The following is a 19,050-nucleotide window of genomic DNA, read 5'->3' as shown; positions in this document are numbered from 1 at the left end:
ATTTCTTGCTCGGCTTTCGCCTCGGCAAGCTCGCGTTCGAGGCGGCGCACGATCGGCAGGAAGGCCGACGCATTGTCTCCGGCGCGTTCGAGGACAAGGGCCATGCGATCGAGATAGCGTTCGCAGCGCTCGACCGTGCGCGGCAGCTCCGGAAATTCGCTCTTGGACTTGCCCGTCCGGCTTCGCTTAGAGCTCATGTTCGAACTCCCGGCGATGAACGGCGACGCGCTCTTTCTCGGCAATGATATCGAGGGCGTTGGTCTTGAGGCTGCGACGCGAAAGCCGTTCGGCCAGATGGGCTAATCGGGCCTCAGCCCGATCAGCTTCGGCCGCCGGTAATCCGGACTGCTCAAGCTCTTTGTCGAGCGTAGTCCCGTCGAGAAAGAACTCGGTCTTCTCTCGCGCCCTGCTGCTCCCGACATAGGCGTCGTGCCGGTCGAAGCGGTCCGACACAAGGACGAGAGCGTGGTCGACGGTCATGCCCTGGCTTTGGAAAATCGTTGAGGCATATGCATGGGACAGGCGAGCACGACCTTTCGCATCGGCGATGTCGGCTGGAGAGAAGGTGAAACGCTCCCCGTCTTTCTCAGCCGTGATCGCGGGCGTACCATCCGGCCCGGTGCTGATCTCGAGGATGCGGGCTTCGGTCCCGTTGACGACGCGGAGTTCGTCATTGCGGCGCAGAAACCGAATCCGGTCGCCGGTGGCGAGGCGCAGCGTATGACGGTTTCCCGAGGCATCGGCCGCTTCGAGGCTGGCATCGGGGCCGATGATGGCGCCGTGTTCCCGCAACCGGTTGCGGATGGCAGCCGACAGGGCCCGGACTTCCGCATTGGTCTTGGCGACGACGAGGGTATGGTTTTGTGGTGAGGTGTCCCTGATCTGCTGCCAACGCTCCGCGACGGCCACGATGGTGGCGCGGGGGCCATCATGGATATGGAACTGATCACGTGTGACGAATGCATCCAGCGCCTGACGCGCTTCGCCGCGCGCAAAGATCCCAGGAACTTGCCGTGCCCACGCCTCGTTCTGGCGCACAACGGTTTCGATCCGGACCGCGCCGACCGTTTCGCGGATCAGCCGCATGGCGTGACCCGCGCCCACTGGCTGGAGCTGGTGTACATCGCCGACGATGATGGTGACGGCACCGGCCTGCTCGACGGCCTGGAGCAAGCGCAACGCCTGCCGCGTGGCCTGGAGCCCGCCCACCTCGACAATGAGGCAGGTCTTGCCATTGAACGGTTCGTTGCCGTACTCGACGGACGTAAGCCAGGCGTCGATTGCCCGAGCTTCGATCCCGAGATCGGTCGCCAAAGTATTGGCAGCGCGCCACGCAATCGCCGCGCCGAGGACGGTGTAGCCCTTCGCCTGCCAGGCGGAGCTCACCGCATTGAGGGTCGTGGACTTGCCGGTGCCTGCGCCGCCCTGAACCAGAGTTAAGCCCGTGCCCCCCGTGGCGGCACGGACGACCTTTTCCTGCTCGGCATTGAGGTGGCCATCGGCGAGCAGCTGGTCCACCACGGCTTTGTCAGGACCGGCAACGCGTGTGGTCGTGGCGCGGATAACAAGTTCGGTGAGCGCGCGTTCGGCTGCTACCATTTCCGGCGTGGAATAGACTTTGCCGTCTCGGGTTTCGCCGAGTTCGATCACACTTTCCGTGGCAATCATCATATCGGTCGTGGCGAGGGCTTCGCCGAGTCGGGCGTGCGTGCCGACCAAGGCATTGGCCGTTTTCGCGATGAGGTCGCGCCGAGAGAAGGTCGCGCTATGTTCTGTCAAAACCGCCGGGATCGGGGCAATGCGAGCCGCGCGCTCTATCTCGAGATCAGCACCAGCCTCTTCCAGATCGACCTCGACTTCACGGATTTCTGCGGCGACGGCATCGGGCTCAAATCCGAAGGCTCCTGCAGCCTGCCGCCATTTCTGCGTTAACTCATCGAGACTCAGGTCGAGCTTTTGCCTGCGTTCAGTGGCGTTGATGGCGGCGGCAAGCGCTGGCGCAACTGTTGAGGTCGTGCCGGCTTGTGCCAGGAGCTCTTCAAGAGAGGTACGGCGTGCGCTGAAAAGGTCACATAGCTCTTTCGGAATCCCGGCGAGCGACCACTTCCAGTCATCCTCGGTATCCCGCTCGATCTGATACCCACGCCGCTGTAGCGCGGAAGACAACTCCAGCCTCCAGATCGCCCCGAGCGCGTTGCGCCAGGACCGCAGTCCCACGCTATCGATTCCGCCCCAAGAGCCGTCTGCCCGCTGCGCAATGTTAGGAAAGCAGATATGATGGTGCCGCTGCGGGTCCGGCATGATCGTGCCGTCCGCATGCGCTTCGGGACGGGTTTCAGAATGGGTGAAGACCGCGGCGACGAACTTGGCGCGCTCCTTTCTGACACCGCCATGGCCGCGCCGGGCGAGGGCGATTTCACGTTCGACGAGCGAAATAAGAGCTTCGTTCGCTTCATGCTCGCACTCCGCGAGCACCGCACGCTTCTTTGGATTGCCAAATGCGAACTCGACGGAAATGGCTTTCGGAGCCGAGCAAGTTACATCGACGCCCAGCATGCGCGGACCGATGGTGGACGATTTGACCAGCATATTGCCGTGGGCATCGAGGCCGGCGCATAAGCGGTCGAAGTCTTCGGGCTTGACAGCATCACCCGCGGCGATGCCAAGAGTTTCGTGTCCACGGAGCCATACGCCCGTCGTCTCCTCGTTCGCATAATACGACAGAGCAGATTGGCGGGTGTAGTATGACGTCGATTGCATGACGGCGAAGGTCGCGACCATGAAAAAGGGCCTCCGAATGAGGCCCTTTAAGTAGCTGTGTTTTTTGCGGCATTGCCCGGAACGATTGATTGGAAAAACAGGCGCTAAATCAGGAACTTGATGCGGGTGCTAACGCCGTTTCGTCCAGACAGTCATCGGCCATTCCAGCATGTAGATGCGTTTGAGGCCGACGAGCAGCGCGTAGACTTTCTCGTCTGCGACACCGAGGCGGTCTGAAAGGTGCTCATGTGGCACGATCGGTCCGTCTTCGACCGGAGGTGGTTCAGCTCGGCCATTTGTGGTTTTGGCAAGCTTCCAATCCTGCGTCTTGCGTTTGCCGATCCATTCCTCTGCGATTTCCTTGGCATCGGGCCCGGGCGTCTGTTCGCAAATGATCTTGAGCCGGAACCGCTGCAAAATTGACTTTGACGCGCGTTGATATGTCGTCTGCCATTGCTCGAGGTCCTGGCTCACGGCTATGGTCGAAAGTCCTTTATTTCGGCCAGTATCGAGGATTTCTGGCCAGCGCTCAAGTTGCCCGAGCGTCGGCGCTTCATCGAGCACGAAACTGCGAATACGGGACTGGCTTACGGGCAGGGCAGGGTCGCCGACGTGCCCGGCGATGGCGTCGATGGCCATGGATATCCACCCCGCGGAAATGTCCGGATGCCGGCCATCGCGCTGCAGCACGACGATCTTGGGCTGACCCGGCTTCCCATGCAGCCAGCGCGCAAAGGAAAATTGCTTTTGCGGCGGTAAGTCAGCCCAAGCTTCAGCGAGGGGCCGTAACGTGCGGAGCACATTGGCGCGCCATGTGAGCAAGAAACTCGCCGTGGTTTTTGAAAGTTCGCCCGTTGTCGCATCGATCTCTATGAGCAGCGCTGCCGGGGGGTAGCGCTCTTCCCATGCTCGCTTGAGCACCATCGGATCGCGCAGCAGCATGTCGTAAAGTTCGGGGGCGGACCAATGCTTGTATTCGGCGTGGCACAAAACCATGGCACCGGCGTCGAGTGTTGCCGCCCCTTTTTCCCAGAGCCCCTATCCTTTATCGAACGGGCCCGCTGCGTAGCGACGGATTCGCAATCGCTGACTGTCTGAATATCACGGCTCATGGCCCAGCCATATTCGGACCTGCGTGTGGCCGAAATCACCGCGATTTCTTTGTCGTCCACCGGCAAACCCTCAAGAATCTCGCCGGTGGTGTCGTATACCAAAAGCCCGAAATCTTTCGTCTTTGCCTTGGCTTGATCAATAAGTCCTTCCAGGAGGCCGAGCAGGATCCGGGTCTTGCCTGACCCGATTGCACCGGTGACGAGCAGATTCAGGACTTGCCATGCGCGCGGCCATGGCACGCCGGGCGCCAGTTGCGGCATCGGTCCCTTGCCGCGCACCTTGCTCAGAATATCACCAGCCGCGCCTGTGCGCGCAGCCTTGCCGATAAACATCATGCGTCCGCTGTAATGGACGCGCCGATCACTGGGATAAATCGTTGGATGCTTGACGGCGTAGCCGAAACCGGCAGCAAGCGTCATGCCGACGCCGATGGCCATCAGGCGAAAGTCGATCTGGTCGACAATATCATAGTCGAGCGTTGCGTAGGGCGCATCGACGGAGAGGAAAGAGTGGATGGCGGCAAGGATCATCGGCGCAGTCACCATGATCGGCTGGTCGTTGGCCCAGCCCGACATCGGAATGCAGATGAACAACCCGACCAGGATGGCGCCGGTGCTGAGCGCCAGTATCAGCGCGTGCCAGGCGGCCGGCCAGATCGAGATATGCTCATAACTTTCAAGATGGTACTTCATGGTTAGTTCTCCAGCCGACCAAGGTCACGCCACACGATGATTTTCTCACCGGCCGGCACATGAGATGCGGGAAGGTGGTAGTTGAGGTCGCGAAGCTCCGCGATATCGATGCCGAGCAGGTGTGCCACGTAATTCCACGGAAGATGTTGCCGGGGGACATAGACGCAGCCATCGATGGACTCGTTTAGTCGAGCGCATCGGGGCCAACTGCCGATATAGGTGGGGCGGACCAGTTCGGTTTCAGCGCTGTACTTGCCGACAATCGGCCCCGTCAGCGCAAGAGCCACCGCGACAATGACGCTTGCCGCGACCGACGCCATCGAGCTCCGGCGCAGCGATGGGGAGCGACGCGTGGGCTTACGCGACGGCTCCGGTTCCGGCTCATCGGTCGGAGGGCGGAGGTCGAGACCGGGGCAGATCGCCGCCGCGACCTCGGCATACTGAGTCATGGTCAAGCGTTCGAGATCACGGCGCGGGAGTCTAAGGAACTCGTCGGGCGTGAGGGTCTTGAGATGGGCAATGAACTTGCCCATCTCCTCCCTGCGGTCCGACGCGATGTGCTTGACCGATTTGTTGAAATTTGCACGGTCAGCCATTGGTGCCGTCCTCCCCCAAAAACGGCAAAACGCGCGATAGCTCTTCCTGAATCGTGCCGGTCCATGCCGCGATGTCGCGCACGAAACGCTTGGCTTCATCGCGGGGCTTGCCCGTCCGCAAAAGCGCTTCTTTATAATTGTCGGCATGCCACGAAACGATAGTCGATGGCAGAACCGGCAAACGCTCATAAAGCACCATCGTCCTGGGGTTGAGCCGCGGGATGCGGATGGTCGGATAGCGCTCGAAAATGCCCAGCACTTCGTTGCGCAGGCTCTTGTCCAGTTCGGCCGCCGCCGCGACGGGCGAACCCACCATTTCATTTTGCGCGATGATGATCTGACCGCTCGGGAGATTGCGCTCGGTGCGGCGCACGACACGCATGAGTTGGGACGCAGCATCGCCGCCGGCCTTGGTGACAATGATCGTCACGACCTTGATCCCAAGAAGGCCGATGTCCTCTTCCAAATCGAAATCGGTGATGGCTTCGTGATACACGGGTGAAAGCGCACCGCCGACTTCCAAGAGGCAGGAGCGGCCGGTTTCGCCCATGGCGGTCGCGGTGCGGTACCACGGTGCGATGACGTCGGCACCGGTCGTGGCATCGGCGTTCACATCATGACGATCCGGGACCACGAGGGAGGTGACCCTCTCACCGGATTTTTCCGCCAGCGTTTTCTTGCTGTCGAGCTGGAACAGATCGAGTGGCAATCCGGCCAGGCGGAATGCAGTAATGACTTGGAGGGCGGTATGGGTTTTACCGACACCGCCGTCATCAGCGTCGAGAACAATGCCGATGGGCGGCGACAGCGCTGTTGTGGCGAGGACGTCAGAAGGCTTGGGCATCGAGGGCTCCTTGGTTGTTGGAGCCCCATTCTCTGATGAAAAATCGGGAATGTCGGAGGAAGGATTGATCGAGAATTCGCTTTCTAGAACAAGCAGATAGCCACGATCTATCGTTGCCGCATGACTTTCGCTGCCCTCTTTGCCGAAATCAGAACCGGTCTCCGGGCCCTGCGCTCGATCAACACGTATTGTCCAGTGTCTCGAGCCTTTTCAAGTGCAGGCCAGAGGTTGTCTTCACCGACCGATCCGGCGATGGCCAAGGCGGCCACGCGAACGAATTTCATGACGTCGCCATGTGCAGTATCCGGAAACGAAGTTGCATCTCGTCCCTCCAGAACCACTCGCAGAATCGGGGGCGAGAGTATGGCCTCAGCACCAGCCTGCACGCGCCCCATCGCCCGCGCCGCCTCGAAAAGCTCCACATAGGTTGGACCGGGAACGCCCCAGAAAGTTGACGAATTGATGTTTCCAAAAACAGCAATCTGGAACAACTCATCAAGCCCTGGCGCGGAATACGAACTGTCTTCATAGGCTTGTTCGATGATTGCAGCCGCCTCGTCGGTTTCAACGGCTTCGGCATGATCATGGGCAACGACGATGCGCTCTGCGTGTGCCAAAGCTTTCGACAGAATGATTACGGAAGCCATTTCGGCCTCGATTTGTGCCGACATCGCGTCCTCGCGTCTGGGCCGGACATGATCCTGAAATCTGGCTTCTGCCCAATTGCGAACGGCCCGCTCATTATCGAGCGCCGTCCAGGTCGGCAACGCCTCCAGACCCAATTCGCGCAGATGCTTGTGGGTCTTTAGGAGCGGGCGGTCCAGCAATTCGATCGCCCGGTGCCGATCTCCGAGCAGGGACCAGAGGCCATGCTCAGCGAGAACCACCTGAACACCCAACCCTACCCGAAGCGTTTCGAGGACTTTCCGCGACGGGTAGCCACCGGACAGTTGTTTTTTGCCCCTGATCGGCGTCAACAAAACTCCGCCGCCGAGTCCAGCCGCCGCCTCGTTCACCTCGACGGGCCGGATGGTCGCTTTCGGAAGCAAGAGACCGAGCTTGCCGATAGGCGATGCCTTCTCCTGGCGTTGCCGCAGCTTTTCCTGCCGATGGGCGTTCGCTTTAACTCTGCCCTTCTTGGTGCGGGTGCCGCCGGCGCTTTCGCGGCTCGGAAACGTCTCGGTAACTTTGCCTGCAAAGCGACGAACGCGTTCCCAGATTCGGGGAACTTTTGCCGTCAGAATGACGATTGAGTGTTCGAAATCATCCATGTTGATGTTCAGCCGGTCCAACTCCTTGGCAATGGTCAGAACCGGAAAGCCATCATAGAAGAGCTTCAAAGCGGCACTGGGGCGGGCACGTTCAGAGTCTTCGTTACGCGCATGACGCGAGTCGAGAAGAGTGGCCGGCGAAACATGGAAGTTCTCCTCGAAGCTGGGATTCTCCATGAACGCGGCAAGCGGTTTCAGTTTTTCGCCGATAGCGCCCATCGGATGAATGCGCAGAGCAATGAATTCGCCCTTGTAGAACGTGCGAATTTCGCGGCATTCGGGCAATTCTCCGGCCTGCTCATAATGGCTGGCCAGATCCTGGACGATGGTTTTGACAAATTCCAACTGTGCGTCAGGTTTGGCCACGTCCACGACCAAGTTCCAGAGCTTTTCATCATTCTTCTGCATTGTGGTTCCTCTGATTTGCTGCGCGGGCCATGAACGATCTGATCTGCGCGTTTTCTGTTGCGGTATTTCTTGACGACTGAGACGCAAAGGTGTGATCTTCAACCGTAGGACCTGTCGTGGCGGTCGGTCGTGGCATCGTCCGCACCGATTGCATCGGTGTTTTCGCTACGGCCCGTTGGGTGGGTGTCGTTGCTGCTATGTCGCTCGACCGTCTTGCCCTCTGCCGCGAATAGACGGCTGACAAGTGTCCCCGGCTCAGCGGACGGCCGTCGTCGCGACGGACGCCGACGCGCCGCAGCAACTCGATGATGTGGTTCCAGGAAAGGCCGCGGGCCAACGCCTGCGCAAACCACTCGCGATGGGCCCGGACCGCGAAATCAAATGACGTGCGCCCGCCGGGTACCTGGAGAGTCTCGGCGAAAGCTTGTGCTCCTTGTTCCAATATCTTATCCTTCATGCACGTCATCCTGCGTGGAGCTGTGCCCTCATGACCTGGAGAGTGTAGCTGCTCGCGGTGCCCGGTTTCGCGGATCGATCGATCTCGAATCCACTTGGCGTCTCAGTGGGTTAGGCAGACGGCCCTGTGAGAACGGGGACGAACCCGGACTACCCGCCGATGATCTCGATGCCTGCCTCTTCACAAAGCTGCCGGTTCGTCGCCAGGTACCCCAGAAGGTCGCGCGCCCAACTCTTCTTGCTGCTCTCGATCAGCGTCTCGAGGCCATCTTCCTTGACAAGCAACAGCCGCGCCGAGCGCTCGACCGGCTTGACATAGCTGCCCGCATACCAGCTTGCCCTGGCCCAGGATGTGTCGACCGCGATAACGACGGTGCCAGCGTTCAGCGTGGCGGAGTCTTCGGGTTTGAGAGAGTGGCCCTCGAACGCGTAGCCATCCGTGCCGTTCAGCTTTACGGCCGTGAGAGCCCGCCTCCAGGTCGAAAGATTGGTGTCGGCCCCATAAGAGCGGGAAGGCGACATACGAGCGATTTCGTGCTCCGCGTCTTCGTGGTGGTACTGGACGATGACATCCACGCCCGGAACTGTGATTTCGATCGACATACGCTTACTCCATGTTGTCGTGCCGCCTTGGCATGACCCCAGAGTTGCGACCTCGTTCCTCGATCGTCAAGAGCCGGTATTTTCGCTAACCACTTGAAATAGCGAATTAAAATCCATGAGCCAATCCTTTGGTGCACCCGAAAAATGGCTCCGATTTCGATCTTGGTGCAAGGATTGTAAGTCTTCGCGCAAGGATTGGAGGCTCAATCCTTGCGCGAAGGTCAACCCCTTGAAGATACGAAAAGGTTTCGTGTGAGAACCCCATTTTGGTGCCCTTTGACAAGGATCGAAGCTCGAAATCCTCGCTGGTCGGGAAATTGGCCGCGATAATTTGGCTTTCTTGGGCAGAAATTGAGTACGGTTATCGTGAATGCCGCGTCTAAAAACTTGGTGCAAGTTTATCGTTCGGGGTGTTTCCCGGCTTTTGGGGGCGGCGAGAGGGAGAGCCGAATCGGTATTCCGTGACGGTTTGGGAGTCGAAAGAGAGTTTCGGCGGCCGTCGCGGAGATGGTTTCAATGCCATTTGATGTTCTCGATGCCCGCCAGACCGCAGCCGGCGGCTACAAGGTAGATATCAGTCGCGGTGAGCGGGTAGGGCGGGTTTCGTCGGAGTGGTTTTCGCGGCCCGACGATGAGCGGTTCTTGTCTCTGTCCGACCTCTATTCTTCGGTTCGCCGGCGGACCGAGCATAGCCGGACGCGGACGGTGGATAGCGCTTCGATCCAAGTGGAGGCTTGCAGCGACAACGCCGAAGATCTCTCTTTAATCCTGCCTGGGGCGGAACGGCCCGCAACGCCGACCCATTGGAGCTTCGGCCAGCTTGCCGGCCTGGTTGGCGCCCCGGCGATGTATCTGCGCAAGCTCCCGGCGCCGCTCGCCGCGATCAACCTGCAGTATGGCCTCTCTTCTCACCGTGCCGAGCAGATCAAGACCTTTGAGATCGATGACGGTCGTGTCGAACTGCGGGCGGTGACAGGACCTGACTACGGGCGCATTTATGACCACGAACTCGTCGCCGCCGTGCAAAAATTCGCTGGCAACGGCACGGGCGACACACGGTGGAAAATCCCGGGCACGCTCGACTGGTCGACAGGCATCTACAATCCCGGTGTCGACATCACCAAGCAAACCACAACGCTCTATGCGAGCGACAGGGATGTTTTCATTTTTCTCGTTGACGACCGTAACCCGATCGAAGCGGGCAAGCTGGCGGATGGGTCGCCCGATCTCTATTTCCGCGGGTTCTACACCTGGAACTCGGAAGTCGGGGCCAAGACCTTGGGTATGGCGTCGTTCTATCTGCGTGCCGTGTGCCAGAACCGGAATTTGTGGGGCGTCGAAGACTTCGAGGAAATCACCATTCGCCATTCGAAATACGCAGCTGCGCGCTTCGCGCATGAGGCGACTCCAGCCTTGGACCGCTTCGCCAATTCGTCGCCTATGCCATTTATCAATGGGATCAAGGCATCTCGGGAACAGATCGTCGCCCGTGACGACGACGATCGCACCGAATTCCTGCGCAAGCGCGGATTTTCGAGGGCAGATACGGCCAAAATCATCGATACCGTGTTGACCGAAGAAGGCCGTCCCCCCGAAAGCATTTTTGACTTCGTCCAGGGCATGACGCGGTTCGCGCGCGACAAGCCGCATCAGGATGCTCGGCTCGAACTCGAAGCCAGGGCGAAAAAGCTGCTCGACCGGGTGGGCTGATGTTCTCAAGGCCGGCGGCGCGTAAAATCGTGTTGCCGGTCCAGTCCCATTTTCAACGTCTGGTTTGCGGCGCCGTCCTTGAGAGTTCGAGGGCGGCGCCTTGCTTTGTGACGGGATTGAGGTCGGGAGAGAGGCTTCCGGCCGCCCGTTCACGGAGTGTGTTCCCATGACGAAATCAAGCAAGAAGCAGCCACAGATTTCCCTCAGCGCCTCGCGCGATATCCCCTTTGACAAGCTGGTGCTGAGCCAATCGAACGTCCGCAAGACCAAAGCAGGCGTTTCTATCGACGATCTCGCCGAAGATATCGCCCGCCGCGGCCTTTTGCAGGGGCTGAGCGTTCGGCCGGTTGTCGACGCCGATGGCGTCGAAACCGGCATGTTCGAAATCCCGGCCGGTGGCCGGCGTTTCCGGGCTCTGGAGTTGCTGGTCAAACACAAGCGCCTTGCCAAATCCGCCCCTGTGCCGTGCATCGTTCGCGAAGACGGCATCGCTGAAGAAGATTCTCTTGCCGAAAATGTCCAGCGCGCGTCGTTGCATCCGCTCGACCAATTCCGGGCCTTTCTGACTTTGCGCGAGAAGGGGCAATCCGAAGAGGAGATCGCCGCTGCGTTCTTCGTCTCCGTCAACGTCGTTCGCTAGCGGCTGCGGCTCGCTTCCGTCTCGCCGGAACTGCTCGACATTTATGCCGAAGACGGCATGACGCTCGATCAACTCATGGCCTTTACGGTTGCGACCGACCACGCGCGCCAGGAGCAGGTGTTCGAGCGCTTGCAATCGTCCTACGACAAATCGGCCTATACCATCCGTCGTATGCTGACCGAAGGCACGGTCAGGGTCTCGGACAAGCGCGCGCAATTTATCGGTGTCGACGTCTATATCGAAGCCGGCGGCACCGTGCTGCGCGACCTTTTCGACGCCGACAATGATGGCTGGCTGCAGGATGCCGCTCTCCTCGACGAACTGGTGGCCGACAAGCTCAAGACCGAATCCGAGGCGATTGCCGCCGAAGGCTGGAAGTGGCTCGAAATCGCACCCGATTTTCCTTACGGCCATACCTACGGTTTGCGGCGGCTGCGCGGCGAGCCCGCACTGTTGACGGCCGAGGAGGAAAATGCGCGGACCGCGATGCAGGCTGAATATGACCGCCTGCTCGAAGAGTATGACGGTGCCGACGACCTCCCCGACGAGGTCGATGCCCGGCTGGGCGAACTCGAAACCGGGCTCGAAGGTTTCGAGAATCGACCGCTCAGTTACGATACCGACGAGTTTGCCTCGGCTGGCGCCTTTGTCAGCATCGCGGCCGACGGTAGCCTTCGGGTAGAGCGCGGCTATGTCCGGCCGGAGGATGAAATTCCCCTCGAGCCTGCGACCGGCGCGGACGCGGCGGAAGGCAACGGCAACGCGGACTCCGCTAATCGCGGTCAGGATGATGGAGATATCAGCCCACCGGCCGCCGATGAATCCGACGACGAGGGTCTATCGCCGATCGCCGATCGGCTGATGACAGAACTGACCGTGCATCGCACGCTCGCGATCCGTCATGCCATCGGCGATCGGCCAGATGTCGCCTTCCTCGCCGCACTGCACGCGCTGGTGCTCAGGGTCTTTTATCACTTTGGCACGGAAAGCTGCCTTGAGCTCGAGCTCAAGAGCGTGACCTTCTCCAGCCAGACACCCGGTCTTGCCGACTGCGCTTCGGCCCAGGCCATCAGCGCCCGGCACGAGACCTGGTCGAATGCCCTGCCGAAAGATCCACAAGACCTTTGGGATGCCTTGGGCGAATGGGATGCGGACAGCCGGTCGGATCTTTTCGCCCACGTGGTCAGTCTTTCCGTCAACGCCGTCTATGAATCGTGGAACCGGCGCCCAAATGCGCTTGCCCATGCCGATCGGCTGGCCCAAGCCACCGATCTCGACATGGCCAGCGGATGGAAGCCGTCGGTCGACAATTTCCTCGGTCGCGTTACGAAAGCACGCATTCTCCAGGCGATCGCCGAAGCAAAGTGTCAATCGGCCGCCGACCGCATCGCTCATTTGAAGAAAGGCGATATGGCGATCGAGGCCGAGACCTTGCTCGCCGATACTGGCTGGCTGCCCGAGCCATTGCGGACGCCGGGCTTGTCGGAAGGCGGCCGCGTCACGGAAGGTCAGTTGGATTCGTTCGACGCCGATCATGCCGAGACCGATCCCAAAGGCGGGGAGGGCGCTGCTAACGATCATCCTGACCGCTCCGCCGACATCGCCGGCGAACGCGATGAAATTCAACCGGCCGTCGCGGCCGAGTGATTTTCGGGCATCGATCTCACAGCGTGGGTCCACCGGCAATGGTGGGTCCATTCCTTATTCTATCTGGAGGCGCTCCATGGCGGAGAATTCACACGACCTTGCGCGCCGGCTTGCCGAACGCGCCGAGGCGGTATGTCGGCATTATCTGTCGAATGGAAAACGATATGGCCGATACTGGATGGTCGGCGATGCCCGCAACACGCCGGGCCGTTCCCTCTATGTCCGATTGTTGCCGTCCGACAAAGGTCCGGCGGGCAAATGGACCGACGCGGCAACGGGCGAACATGGCGATCTGCTCGACATTATCCGCGAGAGTTGCGGCTTATCCGGTTTCGTCCAGACCATCGAGGAGGCGGCGCGCTTTCTTGGCGTGTCGACCGCCGCGCCGATGCCCACCCTAAACGGCCTGTCATATATAAAGAGTGGTGCGGGGGTCCGGGATCCCGATGTATCGCAGGAAACGGCCCGGCGCCTGTTCGCAATCTCTCACCCGATCATCGGCACGCTCGCTCAGACCTATTTACGACACCGCGGCATCACCGCTCTGTTCGACACCGAATCTTTGCGGTTTCATCCGCGTTGCTATTATCGGCCCGACGATTTTCGACCGGTCGAAACCTGGCCGGCGATGATCGCCGCCGTCACCGATCTCGACGGTCGACTGACTGGCATCCATCGGACCTGGCTCGCGCTGGACGGCATCGGCAAGGCCCCTGTGGCGACGCCCCGCCGGGCAATGGGCAGCCTGCTCGGTCATGCCGTCCGTTTCGGGACCCCCGACGACGTCATGGCCATCGGCGAGGGCATCGAGACCGTCCTTTCGCTTCGATGTGCATTCCCTCTCATGCCGATGGCGGCGGCCCTGTCGGCCACCCATCTTGCTGCCATTTGCTTTCCACCAACACTGCGCCGCCTTTATCTCATCCACGACAGGGATCCGGCGGGTGATGCTGCGCGAGATGCTTTGACCGCGCGGGCACGCGCGGCAGATATCGGGGCGATCGTCCTGTCCCCGCAACGCGATGACTTCAACGACGATCTGCAGGTCCTCGGCATCGAATCGCTTCGCACAGCGATTGCCGGCCAGCTGCTGCGGCGCGATCGCAGCCGATATCTGAAACGGAAAAACGTGGCATGAACTTGAACGGGAGAGGCCGAGGTGGGGTAAAGCGTGGACTGACAGAGGTGGGCCGGAAAACTGCCCTTCGTGGTCAACAAGCGTCAGCGGCAATTGGCCGAACAGCGACCAAGGCGTTTCAAGGGGCATGCAGGTATTGCATGTTGACAAAACGAGAAAATCAGTATGTTCTTTGTTTGTTCCTCGCGACTCCAAAATCTTAATTATTTATCGATGGAATGCGGCGGTGCTGATGAATGATGATTCGGAGGAGATTTCCATGACGGATGGCTCAGGTGGTTCACGCCCTGCAGTTATTGATCTTTTTTGCGGGGCCGGCGGGTTGAGCGAAGGTCTCCGCCAAGCAGGCTTCAATCCTCGGGTTGGTGTTGACTTCGATAGACACGCCGCCGCCACCTATCGGCATAACCATCCCGGTGTTCCAGTCATCGAAGGCGATATCGAGAAGGTGACAGGGGAGCAGCTCTTCCAGCTAGCTGGAACCCGCGACATCGATCTCATCGCGGGCGGTCCGAGCTGCCAAGGATTCAGCACACACGGAAAACGGATTCAAGACGATCCCCGGAACTTCCTGTTCAAGCATTTCGTACGACTTGTCGACGAAGTTCGTCCTCGGATGTTCCTGATGGAGAACGTCAAGGGCATGCTGACCTACGCGAAAGGTGAGTTCCGGCGGCAGATCGAGGCCGCATTCAGAGAAATCGGATATCGGACAGATTTCACGCAGGTGCTGGCGGCTGATTACGGAGTTCCTCAGTTACGGCATCGAATCCTTTTCATTGGTACCCGGGATGATGACATCGAGTTGTCGTTTCCTGCGCCGACGCATGGAGACAACGTCAAGGGGCTGAAGCCTTATGTCACCGTGGCGGAGGCAATCGGCGACCTGCCGCTGATGGGCAAGGATTATACCGCGGATCAGCGGAAGTACGCATCCGCACCGAAAGGACGGTATCAGGTTTATTGCCGATACGGTGCCCCAACAGAGGTCACACTGCATGTCGGCCGTCCGTTGTCCAAACAGGCCAGTTCATTGGCTGCCCACATCGGACAGGGGCAGGGCCTGAGAGCGGTGCCCATGGAGTTCCTGCCCGAGCGCTTCACAAAGATGCGGACGATCTCTAACGGTCAGCTCCGGAGAGATTGCACTACGCTCTACCACAGACTCGATCCAAACAGGCCATCGTACACCATCACCTGCAACTACAAGAACGTTGCTTCCGGGCCGTTTCTGCATCCGTATGAAGATCGCGCTATTTCGCACCGCGAAGCGGCACGCTTCATGTCGTTCCCAGATCGATACCAGTTTCTCGGGGCTAGCTTTCCCCGACAGATCGGCAACGCCGTACCGCCGTTGCTCGCGAAGGCCATCGGCACACACCTTCTAAAGCTGATGCAATCCAGAGGCACCCGTAAGAGCTATCGGCGTGTAGCCTGATGCCCGTCAGGATCAAAGCCGAGAGGGCGGCTCTGGCTCTGCACAATCTGTCCGATTGGAAAGATGAGGTACGGTCTCAGGCAACTGCGCACCTGATGCCTCTGCTAGCCCTTCTGGAAAAGGGCGCAGGCAATATGGGGCCGGACCCCGTCCTGTTTCGGGAGCAGCCGGAAGAATTTGAGTTTTGGGACCGGTATTTCCACTTGGAAGATGGAGACACTGTCAAGCCGTATTTCAACCCGGTGACGCTGAGGCGCGCGGAGGCGGGTTTCCCGCACAGCAACGCCGCTACGATCAGAAAGAACACGTTTGAGGGGAAATGGAAAGGAGCGGTCCGGACCGTAGGTTCGCAGGGTGAGGAATGGAGGTTGGCGGACAATTACGCCGACGTTTTCCGGACCAATGTCCTTAGCAAGAGCGGGCAGGTCACCCGCGCGCCAGTGGTCGATCTCGCCATTCTTTTCTTCCGGAACGAAATCTTCGACAACGCCGATGACGCCAGCGCTCTTGAAAAGCGTTTTCGAGAACGGTTCCCGCAGCGCGATGAAGATTACGAGAAGCTATTTGTCTTCCACCCTGAGGATAGGGAAAAAATCTTCGCTGGGGATACGGAGTCTCAGAATTACCAAGACGCCATTAAAAACGCGCTCGTAGCTGATGTGAAGACGGCGAAAGCGATACCGTCGATCCCGACGCCTCCCGTATCGCTGGATTTAGATGACCCCGTCCTGGTGCAGGTGCAGCAGCTCCTGACGTTCGGTAGTTCCGGCATTATTTTCACCGGCCCTCCAGGTACCGGAAAGTCGTACTACGCGAAAAGGGTTGCGACCCACTTGGTGGGCTCTCTGGAGAAAGACATCTTCCGGGTCCAGTTTCACCCGTCATATGGATACGAGGACTTCGTTGAAGGATACCGACCGGAGGAGGATGCCGTCTCCGGCTATAAGATCGTCGATAAAACCTTCATAGATGCCTGCAAGCGCGCGGAAGCGGTGAAGGCGGACAACGGGTTGGTTGTCCTAATCGTAGATGAAATCAATAGGGGCGACCCGGCCCGCGTGTTCGGAGAACTACTCACCTACATAGAGCGGAATTACCGCGACGATCCATTTGTCCTGCCGTTTTCCGGGAAGCCTTTCACCATACCGAACAACCTGGTCATGCTCGGGACTATGAATCCCTACGACCGGAGCGTTGCTCAGATGGACGCCGCGTTCGTCCGGCGGTTCGACCATGTAGAGATCACGCCGTCCCGCGATGTGGTTGAAGAGATGCTCGAGGCTGGGGGAGGCTTTACCCCTGACCGGATCACAGAGATCGGCAAGTGGTTCGAGAATGTCCAGAAGATGGTACCTTTCGGGCTAGGGCATAGCTTCTTTGCGGACGTCAAAAACCTCGACCATCTCAAGCTGGTCTGGAAATACCGGATGAAGCCGGCGGCCACGCTTGCGATCGATCTCAACGACGGCGCGCTACAGAACCTGGTCGCTAGCTTCGATGCTCTCATCAAGAGACTTGAAGGCACGAGCGGTGATACCTGAGATCGTTGAGTGCGAAGAGTTCACCGAACTGGCGGTGAGGCTCGGATCGCTGATGGAGGACGGCGAACTCAAAATCGACGAACGTATCGCCTCCAAGGGCTACCTGATGGCCACTATGAGCGGCGGGCAAATCGTCTTCCGGACGACACGGTTTGTCGGCACCATACCGGTTACGCCAAAGCTCAGCGTCAAGGTCACGCCAAGGGCAAGCATCGCCAATCTGTCGTACATGCTGGTCAGATCGGGCGTTATCCCGACAGCGGTCAACGGCTTCACACGCGGCTACATGCCCCGCTTTGTGGCTGCCGATAACGTGGAGAAGATTTACGGCCGCTCACTGGTGGACGGAGCGAAGCTCATAGCCAAACGCGGCTTCATGAAGTCCTACGTGCGGAATCCGAACACTCCCCCATGGCGTGGGCGGTTCCTCGCCTCCGAGACAGTGAGGCGTCATGCGTCCAAGGGTGTCCGATACAGACACGAATTTGATCACAGCATCTTGTCGCCGACCGTCATTGAGAACATCAGCCTCAAAGAGGCGTTGAAGCAGGTCCGAACCTGGTATTTGGCGAACGATAAGAAGAACGCCATAGTCAAGGAAATCAACACACTCTTGCATGACCTGTGGACCGTTGCCGACTGGGAGAGTCCGAGGGCAGACCTTGTATCTCAACTGGCCCGAAAGGTGAGAGGAATCCCACCGCAGCTATCCCATTACCGCGACCCGCTCTGGTCGGCGTTTCTCATCTTGCAGAGCATGTTGCCTGAAGTGGTCTTCGACGGGTACGTTAAGCTGGACTCCTTGATCATCGACGTCTCGGCCGTTTTCGAAGCCTTTATCCGGCGAGAGCTGGCGGATCGGCTTGCGCCGTATGGATATAAGGTTGAGGACGGAACGAAGAAACCCTGCGACCTGTTCGTCGAAGGAAGCGTATATTCGGTCCACCCGGATATTGTCATCCGCAAGGACGACGAGGTGGTCACCTTGCTCGATGCGAAGTACAAGACGGACCCGAAGGAACAAGATCGATATGAGGTGCTCTCCTTCATGGATGCGATGAACGTCTCGATCGGCGGTTTTGTCTGTCCGGCCAACGGCGTCGACACATCGAGATTTCTTGGAAGCACCGCCGCCGGCAAGAAAATGTTCGGGCTACGATACGATCTCGCGGCCAAAGACCCCAACGCTGAAGCCGACCGTTTCAGCGCCAACGTGATCAAGATGATCGAAGGCAACTACGATTTCTTCTGATATGCGCGAACCTCGACGCATGCTGAACACCTCTCCTCACCGCAGTTGGACCATGGCGAGAGTCGGCCAGAAAGACACCAAACCCGAAATGGTTGTCCGGCGCCTCGTGCACGGAATGGGCTACCGTTTCCGCCTGCATCGGAAAGACTTGCCGGGTAGCCCTGATATTGTCCTCCCTGGCCTTCGCAAGGTCATCGAAGTTAGGGGCTGCTTCTGGCATCGTCATCCAGATCCTTCGTGCGGGCGGGCACGCGTTCCGAAGACGAGACAGGATTTCTGGATTCCTAAACTGGAACGTAATGCGCAGAGAGATGCGGAGAACGAGCGGCAGCTTCGTGCTCTGGGTTGGGATTTAATGGTAGTTTGGGAATGTCAGACTACGCCGCAGCATCGGCAGTACCTAGAGGCAGCCTTGCAAGGCTTCCTCTCTGGTTGATGTTGATCCATGTCTAAGAAGAAACAGTTAGGGGGCGTGGACCCGTTCATCATCCTGTCGGGGGACGGATGTTTTCGTTCCACCCATATTACCGTTCGCCCTGCTTTGGTCGAGAAGGACAGGTCCTATTGGGTGTGTCACCGTCGCATGGATTCTCCCGCCACTAGAGCCGCGGCCCGGCCTTCGAGAGGGCGAGCACGCCCACAAGCGGTCGGCTCGGTAATGGCGCCGGTCGGCCATTTTCCGGCGGCGCGATACTTTGGGACCAGTTCGCGATCCTGTGCGGCGCCTTTCCATCGCGAAGCAAAATAGCCGGCCTCTGCCATCCTCCGCGTTCGCTTCGGCCCTCCGCTGGACGCTCCGGATGCCGCCCCGTCCCGCCCGTGGGCTTTCGCCGCCATGAAGGCCGCGACGGTCGCGGTCCAGACTGACGTTGCCCCTTGGAGCTAATCCAGTTTGAAATAGACTCTGGCCCATCGAAAAGGACCAGAGATGAAGCGCAACA

Annotated in this window: 15 protein-coding genes and 1 pseudogene; 7 read left to right on the top strand and 9 right to left on the bottom strand. The window is 59.3% G+C overall.

What is annotated here, in order from left to right; all coding sequences use genetic code 11:
- The 9 genes from DVH29_RS14850 to DVH29_RS14815 all read right to left on the bottom strand — a co-directional run.
- Nucleotides 1-197 (bottom strand): hypothetical protein (locus tag DVH29_RS14850; RefSeq protein ID WP_199562606.1); only part of this gene is annotated, 197 nt, incomplete at its 3' end.
- The gene (gene mobF / locus DVH29_RS14845; protein ID WP_114646975.1) at nucleotides 187-2,781 is read right to left on the bottom strand and encodes a MobF family relaxase; all 2,595 of its coding nucleotides are present in this window, start codon (nucleotides 2,779-2,781) and stop codon (nucleotides 187-189) included. The genes mobF and DVH29_RS14850, both read right to left, overlap by 11 nt.
- 108 nt (nucleotides 2,782-2,889) lie before the next feature.
- A complete protein-coding gene (locus DVH29_RS14840; protein WP_158541694.1) occupies nucleotides 2,890-3,702 on the bottom strand; it encodes a type IV secretion system DNA-binding domain-containing protein in 813 nt (270 codons plus the stop codon).
- Nucleotides 3,630-4,565: a type IV secretion system DNA-binding domain-containing protein gene (locus DVH29_RS14835; protein ID WP_114646973.1), complete on the bottom strand. Its 936-nt coding sequence runs from the start codon at nucleotides 4,563-4,565 to the stop codon at nucleotides 3,630-3,632. The genes DVH29_RS14840 and DVH29_RS14835 overlap by 73 nt, the downstream gene beginning before the upstream one ends.
- A 2-nt stretch (nucleotides 4,566-4,567) precedes the next feature.
- On the bottom strand, nucleotides 4,568-5,161 hold the full coding sequence (locus tag DVH29_RS14830) for a hypothetical protein (RefSeq protein WP_114646972.1): 594 nt from the start codon (nucleotides 5,159-5,161) through the stop codon (nucleotides 4,568-4,570).
- A complete protein-coding gene (locus tag DVH29_RS14825; protein ID WP_147276122.1) occupies nucleotides 5,154-6,005 on the bottom strand; it encodes a hypothetical protein in 852 nt (283 codons plus the stop codon). The genes DVH29_RS14830 and DVH29_RS14825 overlap by 8 nt, the downstream gene beginning before the upstream one ends.
- A 107-nt stretch (nucleotides 6,006-6,112) precedes the next feature.
- Nucleotides 6,113-7,684: a hypothetical protein gene (locus DVH29_RS14820; RefSeq protein WP_114646970.1), complete on the bottom strand. Its 1,572-nt coding sequence runs from the start codon at nucleotides 7,682-7,684 to the stop codon at nucleotides 6,113-6,115.
- Nucleotides 7,671-8,141 carry a hypothetical protein gene (locus tag DVH29_RS16250; RefSeq protein ID WP_147276121.1) on the bottom strand — a complete coding sequence of 157 codons (471 nt, stop codon included), beginning with the start codon at nucleotides 8,139-8,141 and terminating at the stop codon, nucleotides 7,671-7,673. The genes DVH29_RS14820 and DVH29_RS16250 overlap by 14 nt, the downstream gene beginning before the upstream one ends.
- A gap of 149 nt (nucleotides 8,142-8,290) precedes the next feature.
- Nucleotides 8,291-8,743: a hypothetical protein gene (locus DVH29_RS14815; protein ID WP_114646969.1), complete on the bottom strand. Its 453-nt coding sequence runs from the start codon at nucleotides 8,741-8,743 to the stop codon at nucleotides 8,291-8,293.
- Between the two features lie 516 nt (nucleotides 8,744-9,259).
- Between DVH29_RS14815 and DVH29_RS14810 the strand changes: the two genes are divergently transcribed.
- The 7 genes and pseudogenes from DVH29_RS14810 (at nucleotide 9,260) to DVH29_RS14780 (ending at nucleotide 18,545) form a co-directional block, all read left to right on the top strand.
- Entirely contained in the window at nucleotides 9,260-10,453 is a 1,194-nt protein-coding gene (locus DVH29_RS14810) for a DUF932 domain-containing protein (RefSeq protein WP_114646968.1), read from the top strand.
- Between the two features lie 166 nt (nucleotides 10,454-10,619).
- A pseudogene (locus DVH29_RS14805) lies at nucleotides 10,620-12,740 on the top strand (ParB/RepB/Spo0J family partition protein).
- Nucleotides 12,741-12,816: 76 nt separating this feature from the next.
- A complete protein-coding gene (locus tag DVH29_RS14800) occupies nucleotides 12,817-13,878 on the top strand; it encodes a DUF7146 domain-containing protein (RefSeq protein ID WP_114646967.1) in 1,062 nt (353 codons plus the stop codon).
- 127 nt (nucleotides 13,879-14,005) lie between these two features.
- A complete protein-coding gene (locus DVH29_RS14795; RefSeq protein ID WP_114646966.1) occupies nucleotides 14,006-15,316 on the top strand; it encodes a DNA cytosine methyltransferase in 1,311 nt (436 codons plus the stop codon).
- Nucleotides 15,316-16,857, top strand: coding sequence for an McrB family protein (locus DVH29_RS14790; protein WP_114646965.1), 1,542 nt, complete (start codon nucleotides 15,316-15,318; stop codon nucleotides 16,855-16,857). The genes DVH29_RS14795 and DVH29_RS14790 overlap by 1 nt, the downstream gene beginning before the upstream one ends.
- Entirely contained in the window at nucleotides 16,847-18,109 is a 1,263-nt protein-coding gene (locus tag DVH29_RS14785) for a 5-methylcytosine restriction system specificity protein McrC (RefSeq protein ID WP_158541693.1), read from the top strand. Before DVH29_RS14790 ends, DVH29_RS14785 begins: the two co-directional genes overlap by 11 nt.
- A gap of 1 nt (nucleotide 18,110) precedes the next feature.
- Nucleotides 18,111-18,545, top strand: a complete 435-nt coding sequence (locus tag DVH29_RS14780) for a very short patch repair endonuclease (RefSeq protein ID WP_342769911.1) — start codon at nucleotides 18,111-18,113, stop codon at nucleotides 18,543-18,545.
- The last annotated feature ends 505 nt before the right edge of the window (nucleotides 18,546-19,050 follow it).

Source organism: Pelagibacterium lacus (genome assembly GCF_003345525.1).
GTDB lineage: Bacteria > Pseudomonadota > Alphaproteobacteria > Rhizobiales > Devosiaceae > Pelagibacterium > Pelagibacterium lacus.
The sequence above is the reverse complement of the archived record's forward strand: the minus strand, read 5'-3'. Positions and strand labels throughout refer to the sequence as shown.

What these genes read in the sequence shown, in the direction of transcription:
- DVH29_RS14840 (WP_158541694.1), bottom strand. Translation starts at nt 3,702, where the DNA reads ATGCTGCTGCGCGATCCGATGGTGCTCAAGCGAGCATGGGAAGAGCGC.
- DVH29_RS14810 (WP_114646968.1), top strand. Translation starts at nt 9,260, where the DNA reads ATGCCATTTGATGTTCTCGATGCCCGCCAGACCGCAGCCGGCGGCTAC.
- DVH29_RS14825 (WP_147276122.1), bottom strand. Translation starts at nt 6,005, where the DNA reads ATGCCCAAGCCTTCTGACGTCCTCGCCACAACAGCGCTGTCGCCGCCC.
- DVH29_RS14780 (WP_342769911.1), top strand. Translation starts at nt 18,111, where the DNA reads ATGCGCGAACCTCGACGCATGCTGAACACCTCTCCTCACCGCAGTTGG.
- DVH29_RS14790 (WP_114646965.1), top strand. Translation starts at nt 15,316, where the DNA reads ATGCCCGTCAGGATCAAAGCCGAGAGGGCGGCTCTGGCTCTGCACAAT.
- DVH29_RS16250 (WP_147276121.1), bottom strand. Translation starts at nt 8,141, where the DNA reads ATGAAGGATAAGATATTGGAACAAGGAGCACAAGCTTTCGCCGAGACT.
- DVH29_RS14830 (WP_114646972.1), bottom strand. Translation starts at nt 5,161, where the DNA reads ATGGCTGACCGTGCAAATTTCAACAAATCGGTCAAGCACATCGCGTCG.
- DVH29_RS14835 (WP_114646973.1), bottom strand. Translation starts at nt 4,565, where the DNA reads ATGAAGTACCATCTTGAAAGTTATGAGCATATCTCGATCTGGCCGGCC.
- DVH29_RS14800 (WP_114646967.1), top strand. Translation starts at nt 12,817, where the DNA reads ATGGCGGAGAATTCACACGACCTTGCGCGCCGGCTTGCCGAACGCGCC.
- DVH29_RS14820 (WP_114646970.1), bottom strand. Translation starts at nt 7,684, where the DNA reads ATGCAGAAGAATGATGAAAAGCTCTGGAACTTGGTCGTGGACGTGGCC.
- mobF (WP_114646975.1), bottom strand. Translation starts at nt 2,781, where the DNA reads ATGGTCGCGACCTTCGCCGTCATGCAATCGACGTCATACTACACCCGC.
- DVH29_RS14815 (WP_114646969.1), bottom strand. Translation starts at nt 8,743, where the DNA reads ATGTCGATCGAAATCACAGTTCCGGGCGTGGATGTCATCGTCCAGTAC.
- DVH29_RS14795 (WP_114646966.1), top strand. Translation starts at nt 14,006, where the DNA reads ATGCAGGTATTGCATGTTGACAAAACGAGAAAATCAGTATGTTCTTTG.